The following is a 13,323-nucleotide window of genomic DNA, read 5'->3' as shown; positions in this document are numbered from 1 at the left end:
CGGCTGCCCAGCTTGGGCAGGCGGATCATCGTCTGCGTGGACGACGTGGCGAACGTCGCCGACCTATCGGCGGCGGCGCAAAGGCACGGCACGACCATCGAGTGCTTCGTGGAAATCGACTGCGGCGCAGGCCGCTGCGGCGTGAAGACCACTGACGCCAAGGCCGTCGCATCCGCCGTCGTCGACCTCGCCAGACAACAGGGAAAGGCCATAAAGGTCGATACCTGAGGAAAATTCCCTATAGTCGTTTCCGCATAAACAAGGATGATGCCATGACCGACCTGACCTTGTCCCTCGCCCAGGAGCTTGCGGAACGCTGCCTCCAAAGGGCGCGAGAGCTTGACCTGAAACCCCTGACCGTTGCGGTCCTTGATGCCGCAGGGAATCTGAAGGTGCTGCTGCGCCAGGACGGCACAAGTTTCCTTAGGCCCGACATTGCGCAGGGCAAGGCGCGGGGCGCGATCGGCATGGGTCTCGGCTCTCGGGCGCTCTACAAGAGGGCGCAGGAACAGCCCTATTTCATCCAGGCCATGAATTCGATCGCAGGGGGCAGTCTTGTTCCGGTACCAGGCGGTGTCCTGATCCGAAAGGATGGCGTCTTGATCGGCGCGATCGGGATCACGGGCGACAGTTCCGACAATGATGAAGCCTGTGCGGTCCATGCGATCGAAGCCCTTGGTCTGACCGCCGATCCCGGCTGAAACGGTGGTTTCTCTTGGCATCGGGCCTGATTATACTTTCACCGGATACTGACGTGGAGAGGTCCAGCATCGTGGCAGGCAATGAGCAACGGCAAGCCCGTCCCCCATTCGCTCGAGCCACGCTGCACAGCCAGATCGCCGACGAACTGCGCAACATGATCGTGGACGGGAAGCTGGCGCCAGGTCAGAAAATCCCCGAAAAAGAGCTTTGCGAGGCCTTCGACATATCCCGGACGCCCTTACGCGAGGCCTTGAAGGTTCTGGCCACCGAGGGCTTGGTCGAGTTGTTGCCGCAGCGCGGGGCACGGGTCAGCGTCATCACCGAGGCCGAACTGGCCGAACTGAAAGGCCTGCACAGGCAGATGGTTGCGGCCTATGAGCTGCGCGACAACCTTGAATATGCCAGGCTCCACCGGAAGATTCATCTGTCGATCTTCGAGGCAGCCGGGAACGGCGCGCTCCAGATTCTTTACAGCAACATGGAGTTGAGGATCAGGAACATCCGCCATACCGTGCGGCAAAGCGACGAAGACTGGGCGCGCGTCGTGCAGGATCACGAGAAGATCCTGTCCGCCCTCGAGGCGCGGACGAGCGTCTTTGTGCCATGCTCCTGAGGGACCACGTCATGAGAACGGCGAACGCGGTGCGTGCCGCATTGTCGGTGGCAGGTCTGGCGACGCCATCGTGACGTGGAAGCCGAATTCTGAATTCTGTTGGCATTATTCTGCACCGATTGGATTCTCTTTTTCACGGCGTGATACGATTGACGTAATTCAACTGTCGGGTTGGCGATGCATCTTGATAAAGGCCTGATGCGTTTTGCGGCCACGACCATGCATGAGGAGATCGTCCTCAGGCTGCGGAACTGGGTCAACGAAACGAGCCTGCCTGCCGGAGCGAAGGTGCCGGAGCGGGAGCTTTGCGAAGAATTCGGATCTCGCGGACCCCGATGAGGGAGGCGCTCAAGGTGCTTGCGGCAGACGGCCTGATCGAGCTTCTTCCCAATCGGGGCGCGCGGATCAAGGTGCTGACGCGGGCAGAGGTTGGGGATCTGATGGACCTCATGGCCGGCCTGGAGGCTCTTGCCGGCCGTCTGGCCTGCGAGCGGATCACGGACGAGGAATTCCAGCATATCGCCTTCACCAGGACATGTACGCGAATTTCCTGCGAGGTGACCGGCCCCGCTATTTCCAGTGCAACCAGGCAATCCATGAGGCGCTGTTTTCAGCCGCTGGAAATGCCGCGCTGGATGCGATGGCCAGGTCGCTTCAGATGCGCCTGCGTCGCGCGCGATACACTGCCAGCAGCGACGCGCAGGGCGAACGCTGGCGCGAGGCAATGCGAGAGCATGAACTGATCCTGGATGCCCTCAGGAGAAGGGATGGTGCAGCGATTGCGACCGTTCTCTTTGCCCATCTGAGAAGCACCCGCGACGCGATACTTCGCCAAATCCCGGAATGACGGTTCACATTCGACCGCTTCACCCGCGGCCGTTACGCGACGGACACCTCGATCTATCAGATCACGCCCAGGGGGTGGTCTTCCCGAAGCACGAGGCCGATCTTCAAGCAGCGCTGTCGATTGCCGCGGCGCATGACGTGCCGGTCATCGCCAGGGGCGGGGGCACGTCCCAGAACGGCCAGCCGATCGGGAATGGCCTGATCCTGGACATGTCCCGGCATTTCAACGGCGTGACGGATTATGATCCCGCGTCGCGGACAGTGCGCGTCCGGCCCGGCACCGTCCTGAACACGTTGAACGACTTTCTGCGCAAGGACGGCCTGTTCTTTCCGGTCGAGCCTTCGACGGCGTCGCGTTGCACCATCGGTGGGATGTGCGGAAACAACTCGTCCGGTGCCCGGTCGCTGCGCTTTGGAAAGACGGTGGACAACGTCCTTGCCGTGGACGGGATGTTCCACGACGGCGAACCGTTCTCGCTGGGGCTTCGAGGTGAAGGTCATCGAGAGTTCGTGCTGCGGCATGTCGGGTGCCTTCGGCTATGCGACCGAGAATATCGAGGTGTCGAAGAAGATGGCGGAACTGTCTCTGCTGCCCGCAGTGCGGAAAGCGGCGGCCGAAGACCTGATCGTCGCGGACGGGACCAGTTGTCGTCACCAGATCCACGACGGCACGGGCCGGGACGCAATTCATGTCGCCCTTGTTCTTGACCGGGCTTTGCGGAAAGGATGATCCGCACGTTTTGGAAATAGTTTCCAAACGCACCGGAGCGCGGCATGAGCGACAGAAGAACCCGGCTGGCCCTGAATGGGTTCGGGCGCATCGGACGAACCATCCTGCGCATCCTTGCGCAAGGTGGATATGACGATCTGGATCTGGTCCTGATCAACGATATCGAGAGGTTGGCGGATTGCGCCTATCTGTTCGAATATGACAGCGTCTTCGGCCCGTGGCCCGGGCGGGTGGAAACGGCCGGGAATGCCCTGGTCGTCGACGGCCGATCCATACCCTTCCATTCGGTGCCGGATCTTCGCGAGCTTGACCTGTCGGGGGTCGATATCGTCCTGGAATGCACGGGACTGGCCGGATCGCGGACCATCGTCGAACGCGGCCTGCGGGCCGGTGCGGGATCGGTCCTGATTTCCGGCCCCTCGGATCAGGCCGACATCACGGTGGTGATCGGCGCCAACCAGGACCGGCTTGCCGGGCAGCGGATCGTGTCAAACGCATCCTGCACGACCAATGCCTTGGCACCGCTGCTGCGTATCCTGCATGATGCCTTCGGCGTCCTGTCCGCGCAGATGACCACCGTTCATTGTTATACCGGCAGCCAGCCAACGGTGGACAAGCTTCGCGGCGATCCGGCACGGTCGCGCGCCGCGGCATTGTCCATGGTGCCCACCTCGACAAGCGCGGGCAGGCTGATCAATATCGTGCTGCCGGAACTGGCCGGTCGCGTGATGGCCCGTGCGATCCGGGTGCCGACCGCCAGTGTCTCGTGCATAGACCTCAGCTTCCAAAGCTCTCGGCCCCTTGACGCTGCGTCGGTCAATGGGGTCCTGAAGGCGGCGGCGGAAAGTTCGCCGATCATAGGCTGGACAGACAAGCCGTTGGTTTCAAGCGATCTTCGGGCCCGTCCTGAATCGATCGTGATATCCGGCCTCGAAACGTCGGCATGTGGCGAATTGGTGCGGGTTTTCGGGTGGTATGACAATGAATGGGGATTTTCCTGCCGCATGTTGGATATGGCTCGTCTGATGATGAAGAATCAGAAAGAACATGCGCCGCCAATCTGTTCATCCGCATCGTGATTTCCGGTCCGAGGCCGCCATTGATGGATGACCTGGCGTGACCACGGAAGGACGCGGGAATCTCTTACGTCAACCGAAGTCGCCACTGGGCTGGCGCGTTCATTTCCACAGCCCCTAGCCTGCCCTTGCCTGCATCCCGGGTCCGGGAGCCATATCGGACCCAACCGGCCCGCACAAAGAAAGCTGTAGGCACAGGCCTGTGGCAATCGGCTCGCAGCATCGGTGGTATCGAGAGGGCTTCGGGTCCAGGCATCACTCCTGAACAAGGTGCCCATCCTCCATGGCCCAGGACAGGTGAAAGGGCTGACCGATGGACAGGGGCAGCCCGGCCAGATCCTCGTGCGACTTTTGCACGCGCAGTTCCTGGCCGGCCTCGGTCTCGAAATAGATCGTGGCGGTCGCGCCGACGAACTCCTCTCCGACCATGCGGGCGGCGACAGAGTTGCGGGCGCCGCCGGGGGGCTGGTCATGGATCTGCATTCGGGTGTCCAGGACGGTCAGGCTGGCGGGCTGACCCGAAACCCCCACGTTCCCGGGCAAGGCGAACTGGCCGCTGTCGGTCGCGATCACGGTCCGGCCCTGCGGATCGCGCGCCACCTTGCCGGAAAAGATGTTCGAAGCACCCAGGAAATCCGCCACGAAGCGGGTGCGCGGGGCGCGATAGATGTCCTGCGGCGTGCCGATCTGCTCGATCTTGCCGCGGCTCATGATCACCACGCGGTCAGCCATGGAGAAGGCCTCGGACTGGCTGTGGGTCACATAGACGAAGGTGATGCCCGTCTCGCGCTGAAGGGTCTTCAGCACCGATTGCATCCGAACCTTCAGCGCGGCGTCAAGCGCCGACAAGGGTTCGTCCAGCAGCAGGATCTGCGGCTCGACCACCAGCGAGCGGGCAAGCGCCACGCGCTGCCGCTGGCCGCCCGACAGCTGGCTGATGTCGCGGTCCGCGAATTCGCCGATCTGCATCCGGTCAAGCCATTGTTCCGCCCGCCGCCGCCGTTCCGCCCGACCGACGCCCCGCATCTTCAGGGCGAATTCGACATTCTCGATCACCGAAAGGAACGGGAACAGCGCCAGGCTTTGCCAGACCATCGGCGTGTCGCGTGCCCAACTGGGCAGGTCGTTGATGGGCTTGCCCGCCAGGCGGATCACGCCTTCGCTTGGCGCCTCGAGGCCGGCCAGCATCCGCAGCGTCGTGGTCTTGCCGCAGCCCGAGGAGCCCATGATGGCCAGGAATTCGCCCTGCCAGATCTTCAGGTCCATCTTCTGCACGGCGATATAGCTGCCGAACCGTTTGGCCACGCCTTCGAAGGAAACAAGGGGTGCCTGGGTCATGGGGTCATTCCTTTCGAGAGGCGGGGCCGTGGCCCAGCAGCAGTTGCGCCAGGATCAGAAGCATCATCGAGGTCACGAAGACGAAGGTGCCGATGGCATTGATGCGCGGGCTGACCTGGCCTTGCAGAAAGCCCAGCACCTTGACGGGCAGCGTCTCGTTCAGGCCGCTGACGAACCAGGCGATGGCGAATTCGTCGAAGGACACCGCCATGGTGACGAACAGCGCGCCCAGGATCGCAGGGCGGCAGAAGGGGATGATGACATGGCGCATGGCCGCCCATTCCGACGCGCCCAGGTTCCAGGCGGCCTGTTCAAGCGACGGGTCCATCTGCGACAGCCGCAACCGGATCACGGCCATGGCGAAGGGCGCGCAGATCACCACATGGGCTATGATCACGGCCAGGGCGTCGCCCGACAGGTTCACCCGCGACAGGAAGGCCAGCATGGCAAGCCCCATGATCACCACCGGGATGGTCGGCGGCAAGAGCGCCAGCGCCAGATAGACCTGCTTGCCAAGGAACGAATAGCGGTAATCAGTATAGGCCGCCCCGAAACCCAGCGCGGTCGAGATCAGGGCCACCACCACGCCCACCAGCAGCGTGTTCCTCAGCCCTTCCCACACCAGGGGGTCGGCGGCGACCGCCCGGTACCATTCGGTCGAGAACTGCCCCAGGGGGATCGACGGAAACCGGTCCGAGTTGAAGGAAAAGACGAAGCTGGCCAGGATCGGGGCGAAAACGAACAGATAGGCCAGCACCACATACAGCATCAGCAGACCATGAAGCAGCGGGCTGCGATTGGCGGGATTTCCCGTGTTCATTTGCGCCCCCGATAGGCAAAGCGGACGGACAGGAAGGCCACCACCATCAGCGTGACGATCATGGTCAGCGCGATGACCGCGGCCCGGGGCCATTGCTGGCCCGATTTCGTGGTGTCGGTGATCAGGATCGACAGCGTGGTCGGGTCGCCTCCACCCAGATAGATCGGGCTGACGAAGTCGCCGAAGGACAGGATGAAGGCGAACAGCGCCGCGATCACCAGCCCCACACGGGCCGAGGGGATGACCACCGCGAAGACGGTGCGCAACCGGCCGCAGCGCATGTTGTGTGCAGCCTCGATCAGGGTGCGGTCGAGGAAGATCAGGCTGAACAACTGCAACAGCACGACCAGCGGCAAGGCCAGCGTGACATAGCCCAGAAGCGTCGCGCCCATCGTGTTCAGCAGGCCATAGGGGCCAAGCCCGATCCAGCCCAGCATCACGTTGATGATGCCCGCATCCGACAGGAACACCTGCCAGGAATAGATGCGCACCAGATAGCTGGTGAAGAAGGGGATCACCATCAGCATGATCGCCCAGCGGCGCGCGCCATTGGGCAGCTTGAAGGCGATGGCATAGGCGCAGGGAAAGGCCAGGACGCTGGTCAGCGCGGCCGCCGCCGTGGCAAGCGCCAGTGTCGTGCCATAGGCCTGCCAAAAGATCGCCCGGCCATACATGGTCGTCCAGTTGACCGTGTCGAAATCCGGCTGCATCCGAAAATTCCGCACCGTCCAGAAGCTGAGCGCGATCAGGAAGACCAGCGGAAACACGAAGAACAGAAGCTGCCAGATCAGCAGGGGCAGCGAGAAGGTCAGTCCATAGGCCGAGATACGGCGCCGCATCGAAATCTCTGGCCGTGGGGCGCGGCGGGCGGGTTCGTCCACCCGCCCTCCCTGTGCGTCAGGCGCCCCGCTGAAAGACACGCTGCTCATGCGCCTTTGTACTCTGACCAGAAGTCGTTCCAGTCCTCCAGCGATTGCTGGACGGGAAGCTGGCGATACTGGATGCGGCCGGTACGGATCAGGTCGATGGCGCTGCCGGGGCCTTCGACCATGCCCTGGCGTCTGGCCTCGTCGGGGTTCTGGGCGGCCAGCACCTGCCATCCCTTCTGGCTGGGCACGATGCAGGGATAGGCGGCCATCTGGGCCGACTTCGCCTGACCCTCGGGCGAGGTGATGTACTGGATCCACTTCTTGGCAAGGTCGGCCTTGGCCGATCCCTTGCCGATCGAGAAGCTTTCGGTGAATTGCAGCCCGCCCTGTTCGGGGATCACGCTGCGGACCTTGGCGCCGTTGCGTTCCAGCGTGCCGGTGATCCAGTCGCCGATTCCCGCGAAGGCCAGCATCTGGCCGTTGTTCAGCGATGCGAAGGTGCCGCCGTAATCGAAGAAGCCGCCCACCTGCGGCCGCAGGGTCAGGGTCTTTTCCTTGATCGCTTCCCAGGCGGCCTCGTCGATGTCATAGGGGCTGGGGTTGCCGTTCAGCAGGCTCATCTGGCCCAGGTTCGGCAGGTGCCAGTCGAAATGTCCGACCTTGCCGGTCAGCGCCGGATCCCAGAACAGGTCATAGGTCGAGGCCTGCGCCTGGGTCAGGGCATCAGTGTTGTAGGCCACGCCCAGGAAGCCGAAGCGGGTGATGACCGAATAAAGCGTGTCGCCGTCCCAGTGGCCGGGAAACTTGTGGAATTCGGGGAAGAAGTCGTCGAAGGGGTAATCCGCCGGGTCCAGAGCCTCGATATAACCTGCCGCGTTCAGCTGCTGGACATATTCGGCATCCGACAGGATCACGTCGAAGGTGCCCGGCGGGGATTGAGAGATCAGGCCCAGCATGTTGTCGCCGCCGGTATAGTATTTCGGCACGAACTTGACGTTGTTGGCAGCCTCGAACTCGGCCACCATGTCGGGCTCGGCATGGCCATACCAGGCCAGCATGGTCAGCTCGGTCGGCGCGGCGAAGGCGCGGCGGGACAGCATGGGCGTGGCCAGGGCCGCGGCCCCCAAGGCCAAGGCCGCACGGCGCGTCAGGCCGCTTCCGGCCTTGTTCGTGATGGTCATCATGTCACCCTGTCAGATTGTCTTTGTGGTTACGGGCAGGCTAGGAGAGGCGGACCCTTCTGCAAAATCGGTTCTTCCAATCCGACCATTTGCGGGCGTTATCGGTCAGGTCATGACGGGATGGACGCCCGATCCCACGCTTTCCAGGTCGGCCACCAGGTCGCTGACCAGCTGCAATCCCGCCGCAGACAGGCGCGGATGCTTGTAGAACAGGCCGACGCGCAACGGCTCCAGCGCCGGAAATCCTTCGGACGGATGCAGAAGCTTCATTCCCGGCAGCAGGGTCGCCCGCGTCAGGGCGGTGACGCAAAGCCCGTTCACCACCGCGCTTTGAAGCCCGGAAATCCCCGGCCCGGTATAGACGATGCGCCACCGACGCTCGATCGCGTCAAGCGCCTGGATCATGCGGGCGCGGTAATCGCAGCCCTCGGGATGGGCGCCCAAGGGAACGGGGGCGTGGGGCGACAGGGAAAAATCCTGCGCCGCAGCCCAGATCGGCTGCTCGATCCACATCCGCGACAGATAGGGCATGGTGGATGCGGTCATCACCGCCACGATGATGTCCAGGTCGTCCGACCGCAGGTGCTGGTGCAATTCGCGCGACAGGTCGCAGTGCACCTCAAGCTCGACCTCGGCATGGCCATGGATATAGCGGGTCAGCGTGCCTTGCAGGAACGCCACCGCGTAGTCGGTGGGCAGGCCGATGCGCAACACGCCGGTCTTGTCGGACCGGTGGAAGTATCGCACGGCCTCGTCGTTGATGCGCACCATTTCGCGGGCATAGCTCAGCAGCGCCTCGCCCGCCGGGGTGGGCAGGATGGCGCGGCCTTCCTGGGTCAGCAGGGGGGCGCGGACCAGTTCCTCGAGCCTGCGGATCTGCAGCGAGATCGCGGGCTGGCTGCGGCCCAGGGCGGCGCCTGCGCGCGAATGGCCGCCCAGCTCGACCACGGCGATGAAGGTGCGCAACAGATCGGTTGGAAGATTGGTCAGCCCGGCCATGGATTTGCCCCCGCAATGCAAGGATTGCGACTTTATATTTCATTTATTTTCAATCGAAAACTCTAGTTCGGGCAGAGCGTCAACACAAAGGGTTGCCCCATGCCGCACAAGACCGCATTCGCCTCGGAACTGCCCTGGCCAGATTATCACGAGGCGGTCCGGGACGGCGCGACGCCGATCCTGATTCCCATCGGATCGATGGAACAGCACGGCCATCACATGCCGCTGCACGTCGATGTGCTGCTGCCTACGGAATTCGCACGCCGGGCGGCGCTTGAGACGGGCGGGCTGGTGGCGCCGCCCTTCACCTATGGCTACAAGTCCCACCAGAAGTCGGGCGGCGGCAATCACCTGCCCGGCACGACCAGCCTGGATGGCGCAACCCTGGTCGCGGCCCTGCGGGACGTCATCAAGGAGTTCGCCCGTCACGGTGTTCGCAAGATCTGCCTGGTGAACGGGCATTACGAAAATTCCTGGTTCATCATCGAAGGGATCGACCTTGCGCTGCGGGAACTTCGCTGGGACGGAATCGCGGACATGAAGATCGTGGTGCTGTCCTATTGGGATTTCGTGGGGGATGACGACATCGCGCGGCTTTATCCGAACGGCTTTCCGGGATGGGCACTGGAACATGGCGGCGTTCTGGAAACGTCGCTGATGCTGGCCCTTTATCCGAAATTCGTCGATCTGGCCCGCGCGGTGGATGTGACCCCCGCCAGCTTCCCCCCCTATGACGTTTACCCGGTCAAGCCCGAATGGACCCCCGAGGCAGGCACCCTGTCCTCGCCCCGGGAAGCGACGGCGGAAAAGGGCGAGTTGCTGCTGGAGGTCTGCACCCGGGGCATCGTCGAGGCACTGGGGGCCGAGTTCTGAAAAACCGCAAAACGGGCCTGCAAGTCGCAGGCCCGTTCGCGGCAGGGTGGATCAGTTCCTGATGATGTTGTGTTCGGGACCGAAGGGGAAACCGGTGATGTTCTCCGCGCCATCCTCGGTCACGATCAGGATGTCGTGTTCCCGGTATCCGCCTGCCCCGGGCCGGCCTTCGGGGATCATCACCATCGGCTCCATCGACACGACCATGCCGGGCTTCAGTTCGGTCTCGATATCCTCGCGCAGTTCCACGCCCGCTTCCCGGCCATAGTAATGCGACAGCACGCCGAAACTGTGGCCATATCCGAAGCTGCGGTATTGCAGCAGGTTCCAGCCGCGGTACATCTCGTTCAGTTCAAGCGCGATCTCGTTGCACTTGGCGCCCGGCTTGATCAGGTCCAGCCCGCGCCGGTGGACGGCCACGTTCTTTTCCCAGATGTCCAGACTGGCATCATCCACATGGTCGCAGAACAGCGTGCGTTCCAATGCGGTGTAATAGCCGAAGATCATCGGGAAGGTATTCAGCGACAGGATCTCGCCCGACCGGATCTTCTTGTTGGTGACGGGGTTGTGGGCGCCGTCGGTATTGATGCCGGACTGGAACCAGGTCCAGGTGTCCATCAGTTCCACGAAGGGAAAGGAATTCGCGATCTCGCGGATCATGGCATTGGTCGATGCGATGGCGACCTCGTGTTCCGGCACGCCCGCCTTGACGGCCGCCGCGCAGGCCGCGCCACCCACGTCGCAGATGCGCGCGCCTTCGCGGATCAGCTTGTGTTCCTCGGCCGACTTGATCGAGCGCATCCACATCGACGGCTGGGCGATGTCCACGAATTCCACGCCGGGCAGGGCTGCCTCCAACTGGCGGCGATAGTCCAGGTTCACGTGGTCGAATTCGATCCCCAACCGCTTGACGCCCGGCGTCAACTGCCGCACCGCGCGATAGAAGTTGTCGCGCCGCCAGTCGGTATAGGTGACGTTGCTGCCAAAGCTGCGCCGCCAGGGCTGGCCGCCGTCGATGCCCGCACTGATCGTGGTGGCCGCGCGGTCGGTGATGACCATGCCGTATTTCCGCCCGAAATAGCAGTAAAGCCAGCCCGAGTAATAGTTGATGCAGTGATAGGACGTGAACAGCGCCGCATCGACGTTGTTTTCGGCCATCCAGCCACGGACATCGTCCTGGCGCCGTTTCATTTCAGCGTCCGAGAAGGGCGAGAAGTCCTTTTCGCCGTTGTGCCATTCCATAACGTGAAGCATGTCGTCAGCCATGGGTCGGTCCTCTCCCGTTGGTTTTGTTGGATCGACGCTATCCAACCGCCGTGACCGACTGAAATTTGTTTTGGTAATTGGCTCATTTGCGAAGGCTTTGCAGCAGGCCGGGCCTTGCCTGGGGCCTTGGAGAATTCCCGTTCCTTCAGGTTCGGCCGGAACATTGTCCGGCGCCCCGCGGTTTCCAGAGCAGTCACAAGGGGAGGCTTTACGGATGAACAAGCCTTTGAACAGCCTGCGCGGGTCCACGGTCGTCATCACCGGCGCTTCAAGCGGCATCGGACAGGCCACGGCCGAAGCCTTTGCCCGGCAGGGCGCGCGCCTGGTGCTTGTGGCGCGGGACCACGAGGCGATCGAGGAGGTGGCGCAGACTTGCCGTGACATCGGCGGCAAGACGTTGGCCATTGCGGCCGATGTCACGGATGCCGCCGCCATGGCTGATGTGGCCCGGCAGGCTGCGGAATTCGGCGGCGAAATCGATGTCTGGGTCAGCAATGTCGGAACCGGTGCCGTGGGCGCCTTCCACGAAGTGCCGCTGGAAGCGCACGAGCAGGTGATCCGCACCAACCTCATCGGCCACATGAATGACGCCCATGCCGTCCTGCCGATCTTTCTGCGGCAGGGGCACGGTGTCTTCATCAACATGATCTCTCTGGGCGGCTTTGCTGCGGCACCCTTCGCGGCGGCCTATAGCGCCAGCAAGTTCGGACTGCGCGGCTTTGCCGAGGCCCTGCGCGGCGAGCTGGTCCATCACAAGCATATTCATGTCTGCGACGTCTATCCGTCCTTTGTGGATACGCCCGGCATCTCTCATGGTGCGAACTATACGGGCCGGCAGCTTTCGGCCCCACCCCCGGTGCTGGATGCGCGCCGGGTGGCCGATGCCATCCTGCGCCTGGCCGTGCGGCCGAAACCCACCACGATGATCGGGGCGCCGACGGCCTTGTTGCGGCTGGGCCATGCCATTTCCCCGGAACTGACCACGCGGGCGATGGCGCTGTTCCTGGAATCCTATTTCCGCAGGGCACCGCGGGTTGCCACCGGCAGCGGAAACCTGTTCCATCCCGCGCCCCAGGCCGGAGGCATCGATGGCGGGCTTCGTTCGCCCACCCAGCGTAGCGCGGTGACGGGCCTTGCGCTTGGCCTGGGGGCGCTTGCGGTGGTGGCGGTGGCATTGCGGGGGCGTCGATAGATGGTAGACGTGACCTATCCGCCCCTTGACGTCCTGAAGCCTGTCACGGAGGATATCTGGATCATCGACAGCGGCCCGATGAAGGCCATGGGCCTGATCCCGATCCCGGTCAGGACAACCGTGATCCGGCTGCCAGGGGACGAGATCCTGATCCACTCGCCGTCCCGTTTCCTGCCGGATCTGCTGCGCCAGATCCAGGAGATCGGCCCGGTCCGTCATCTCGTGGCCCCCAACATCGCCCATTGGACATTCCTGAAGGATTGGCAACGGCAACTGCCGGAGGCCGTTACCTGGGCTGCGCCGGGTTTGCGCAAGCGCGCGCAGGTCAAAAAGGCGGGCCTGCGCCTGGATCACGATCTGGGCGATGATGCGGCCCCCGGCTGGCCGGCGGAACTGGAACAGATCGCCGTCCACGGGGCTGCAGGGTTCTGCGAGGTCGCGCTTCATCACCGCCCCAGCCGGACGCTGATCCTGGTCGATCTGGTGCTGAATCTGGAACAGCACAAGCTGCCGGTCCCGTTGCGGCCTTTTGCTGCGGCGGCGGGCATCCTGGCCCCCGATGGCCGTGCGCCGGCCTATCTGCGCGCCATCGTCAAGCTGGCCGGAAAAGCCGCAAAAGAGGAAGGCCGGCGTCTGATCGCGACCCGGCCGGAACGGGTCATTTTTGCCCATGGCCGCTGGTTCGACCATGATGCCGCCGTTCCACTGGAACGCTCGCTTCGCTGGCTGATCCGCTGAGACAGGAGGCGGCTGGTGCGCAGGGTCATCGCGGCGGCATTGGCCGGTCTGGTCCATGGTTCTGCCGGAACAGCACCAGC

14 protein-coding genes and 2 pseudogenes are annotated in these 13,323 nt (G+C 63.3%); 10 read left to right on the top strand and 6 right to left on the bottom strand.

From position 1 onward, the window contains the following. The 7 genes and pseudogenes from RAH32_RS17210 to RAH32_RS17180 form a co-directional block, all read left to right on the top strand. Window positions 1-192: pseudogene (locus RAH32_RS17210) on the top strand (alanine racemase); the annotation flags it as partial. Between the two features lie 80 nt (window positions 193-272). Next, window positions 273-701: a GlcG/HbpS family heme-binding protein gene (locus RAH32_RS17205; protein WP_306609524.1), complete on the top strand. Its 429-nt coding sequence runs from the start codon at window positions 273-275 to the stop codon at window positions 699-701. A 71-nt stretch (window positions 702-772) separates the two neighbouring features. Continuing rightward, complete coding sequence (locus RAH32_RS17200) at window positions 773-1,315, top strand: GntR family transcriptional regulator (protein ID WP_306609522.1); 543 nt, start codon at window positions 773-775, stop codon at window positions 1,313-1,315. Between the two features lie 223 nt (window positions 1,316-1,538). After that, entirely contained in the window at window positions 1,539-2,162 is a 624-nt protein-coding gene (locus RAH32_RS17195) for a GntR family transcriptional regulator (RefSeq protein ID WP_373429733.1), read from the top strand. Next, window positions 2,159-2,575: pseudogene (locus RAH32_RS17190) on the top strand (FAD-binding oxidoreductase); the annotation flags it as partial. The gene RAH32_RS17195 and the pseudogene RAH32_RS17190, both read left to right, overlap by 4 nt. Before the next feature lie 106 nt (window positions 2,576-2,681). Continuing rightward, window positions 2,682-2,891 carry a hypothetical protein gene (locus RAH32_RS17185; RefSeq protein ID WP_306609532.1) on the top strand — a complete coding sequence of 70 codons (210 nt, stop codon included), beginning with the start codon at window positions 2,682-2,684 and terminating at the stop codon, window positions 2,889-2,891. Window positions 2,892-2,935: 44 nt separating this feature from the next. Continuing rightward, a complete protein-coding gene (locus RAH32_RS17180) occupies window positions 2,936-3,970 on the top strand; it encodes a type I glyceraldehyde-3-phosphate dehydrogenase (protein ID WP_306609518.1) in 1,035 nt (344 codons plus the stop codon). A 252-nt stretch (window positions 3,971-4,222) separates the two neighbouring features. Here the strand turns inward: RAH32_RS17180 and RAH32_RS17175 are convergent, their stop codons facing one another. From RAH32_RS17175 to RAH32_RS17155, 5 genes are all read right to left on the bottom strand, one after another. Further along, complete coding sequence (locus tag RAH32_RS17175) at window positions 4,223-5,305, bottom strand: ABC transporter ATP-binding protein (protein WP_306609516.1); 1,083 nt, start codon at window positions 5,303-5,305, stop codon at window positions 4,223-4,225. Window positions 5,306-5,309: 4 nt separating this feature from the next. Further along, window positions 5,310-6,125 carry an ABC transporter permease gene (locus RAH32_RS17170; RefSeq protein WP_306609514.1) on the bottom strand — a complete coding sequence of 272 codons (816 nt, stop codon included), beginning with the start codon at window positions 6,123-6,125 and terminating at the stop codon, window positions 5,310-5,312. Then, complete coding sequence (locus RAH32_RS17165; RefSeq protein ID WP_306609530.1) at window positions 6,122-6,964, bottom strand: ABC transporter permease; 843 nt, start codon at window positions 6,962-6,964, stop codon at window positions 6,122-6,124. Before RAH32_RS17165 ends, RAH32_RS17170 begins: the two co-directional genes overlap by 4 nt. A gap of 86 nt (window positions 6,965-7,050) precedes the next feature. Next, window positions 7,051-8,175: a polyamine ABC transporter substrate-binding protein gene (locus RAH32_RS17160; RefSeq protein WP_373429734.1), complete on the bottom strand. Its 1,125-nt coding sequence runs from the start codon at window positions 8,173-8,175 to the stop codon at window positions 7,051-7,053. 105 nt (window positions 8,176-8,280) lie between these two features. Then, on the bottom strand, window positions 8,281-9,174 hold the full coding sequence (locus RAH32_RS17155; protein ID WP_306609511.1) for a LysR family transcriptional regulator: 894 nt from the start codon (window positions 9,172-9,174) through the stop codon (window positions 8,281-8,283). A gap of 99 nt (window positions 9,175-9,273) precedes the next feature. Here RAH32_RS17155 and RAH32_RS17150 point away from each other — a divergent pair, with 99 nt between their 5' ends. Next, complete coding sequence (locus tag RAH32_RS17150; protein ID WP_306609509.1) at window positions 9,274-10,047, top strand: creatininase; 774 nt, start codon at window positions 9,274-9,276, stop codon at window positions 10,045-10,047. Between the two features lie 51 nt (window positions 10,048-10,098). On the opposite strand, the gene RAH32_RS17145 is transcribed toward RAH32_RS17150, so the two are convergent. Beyond that, window positions 10,099-11,313 carry a M24 family metallopeptidase gene (locus RAH32_RS17145; protein WP_306609507.1) on the bottom strand — a complete coding sequence of 405 codons (1,215 nt, stop codon included), beginning with the start codon at window positions 11,311-11,313 and terminating at the stop codon, window positions 10,099-10,101. A 214-nt stretch (window positions 11,314-11,527) separates the two neighbouring features. Between RAH32_RS17145 and RAH32_RS17140 the strand changes: the two genes are divergently transcribed. Beyond that, entirely contained in the window at window positions 11,528-12,505 is a 978-nt protein-coding gene (locus RAH32_RS17140) for an SDR family oxidoreductase (RefSeq protein WP_306609505.1), read from the top strand. Next, on the top strand, window positions 12,506-13,243 hold the full coding sequence (locus RAH32_RS17135) for a DUF4336 domain-containing protein (RefSeq protein ID WP_306609503.1): 738 nt from the start codon (window positions 12,506-12,508) through the stop codon (window positions 13,241-13,243). Window positions 13,244-13,323: the final 80 nt, after the last annotated feature.

Origin of the sequence: Paracoccus yibinensis (assembly GCF_030846195.1) — a bacterium.
Lineage (GTDB): Bacteria > Pseudomonadota > Alphaproteobacteria > Rhodobacterales > Rhodobacteraceae > Paracoccus > Paracoccus yibinensis.
The sequence above is the reverse complement of the archived record's forward strand: the minus strand, read 5'-3'. Positions and strand labels throughout refer to the sequence as shown.

What these genes read in the sequence shown, in the direction of transcription:
- RAH32_RS17155 (WP_306609511.1), bottom strand. Translation starts at nt 9,174, where the DNA reads ATGGCCGGGCTGACCAATCTTCCAACCGATCTGTTGCGCACCTTCATC.
- RAH32_RS17145 (WP_306609507.1), bottom strand. Translation starts at nt 11,313, where the DNA reads ATGGCTGACGACATGCTTCACGTTATGGAATGGCACAACGGCGAAAAG.
- RAH32_RS17195 (WP_373429733.1), top strand. Translation starts at nt 1,539, where the DNA reads ATGAGGAGATCGTCCTCAGGCTGCGGAACTGGGTCAACGAAACGAGCC.
- RAH32_RS17205 (WP_306609524.1), top strand. Translation starts at nt 273, where the DNA reads ATGACCGACCTGACCTTGTCCCTCGCCCAGGAGCTTGCGGAACGCTGC.
- RAH32_RS17135 (WP_306609503.1), top strand. Translation starts at nt 12,506, where the DNA reads ATGGTAGACGTGACCTATCCGCCCCTTGACGTCCTGAAGCCTGTCACG.
- RAH32_RS17160 (WP_373429734.1), bottom strand. Translation starts at nt 8,175, where the DNA reads ATGACCATCACGAACAAGGCCGGAAGCGGCCTGACGCGCCGTGCGGCC.
- RAH32_RS17165 (WP_306609530.1), bottom strand. Translation starts at nt 6,964, where the DNA reads ATGCGGCGCCGTATCTCGGCCTATGGACTGACCTTCTCGCTGCCCCTG.
- RAH32_RS17180 (WP_306609518.1), top strand. Translation starts at nt 2,936, where the DNA reads ATGAGCGACAGAAGAACCCGGCTGGCCCTGAATGGGTTCGGGCGCATC.
- RAH32_RS17150 (WP_306609509.1), top strand. Translation starts at nt 9,274, where the DNA reads ATGCCGCACAAGACCGCATTCGCCTCGGAACTGCCCTGGCCAGATTAT.
- RAH32_RS17185 (WP_306609532.1), top strand. Translation starts at nt 2,682, where the DNA reads ATGTCGGGTGCCTTCGGCTATGCGACCGAGAATATCGAGGTGTCGAAG.
- RAH32_RS17170 (WP_306609514.1), bottom strand. Translation starts at nt 6,125, where the DNA reads ATGAACACGGGAAATCCCGCCAATCGCAGCCCGCTGCTTCATGGTCTG.
- RAH32_RS17140 (WP_306609505.1), top strand. Translation starts at nt 11,528, where the DNA reads ATGAACAAGCCTTTGAACAGCCTGCGCGGGTCCACGGTCGTCATCACC.
- RAH32_RS17175 (WP_306609516.1), bottom strand. Translation starts at nt 5,305, where the DNA reads ATGACCCAGGCACCCCTTGTTTCCTTCGAAGGCGTGGCCAAACGGTTC.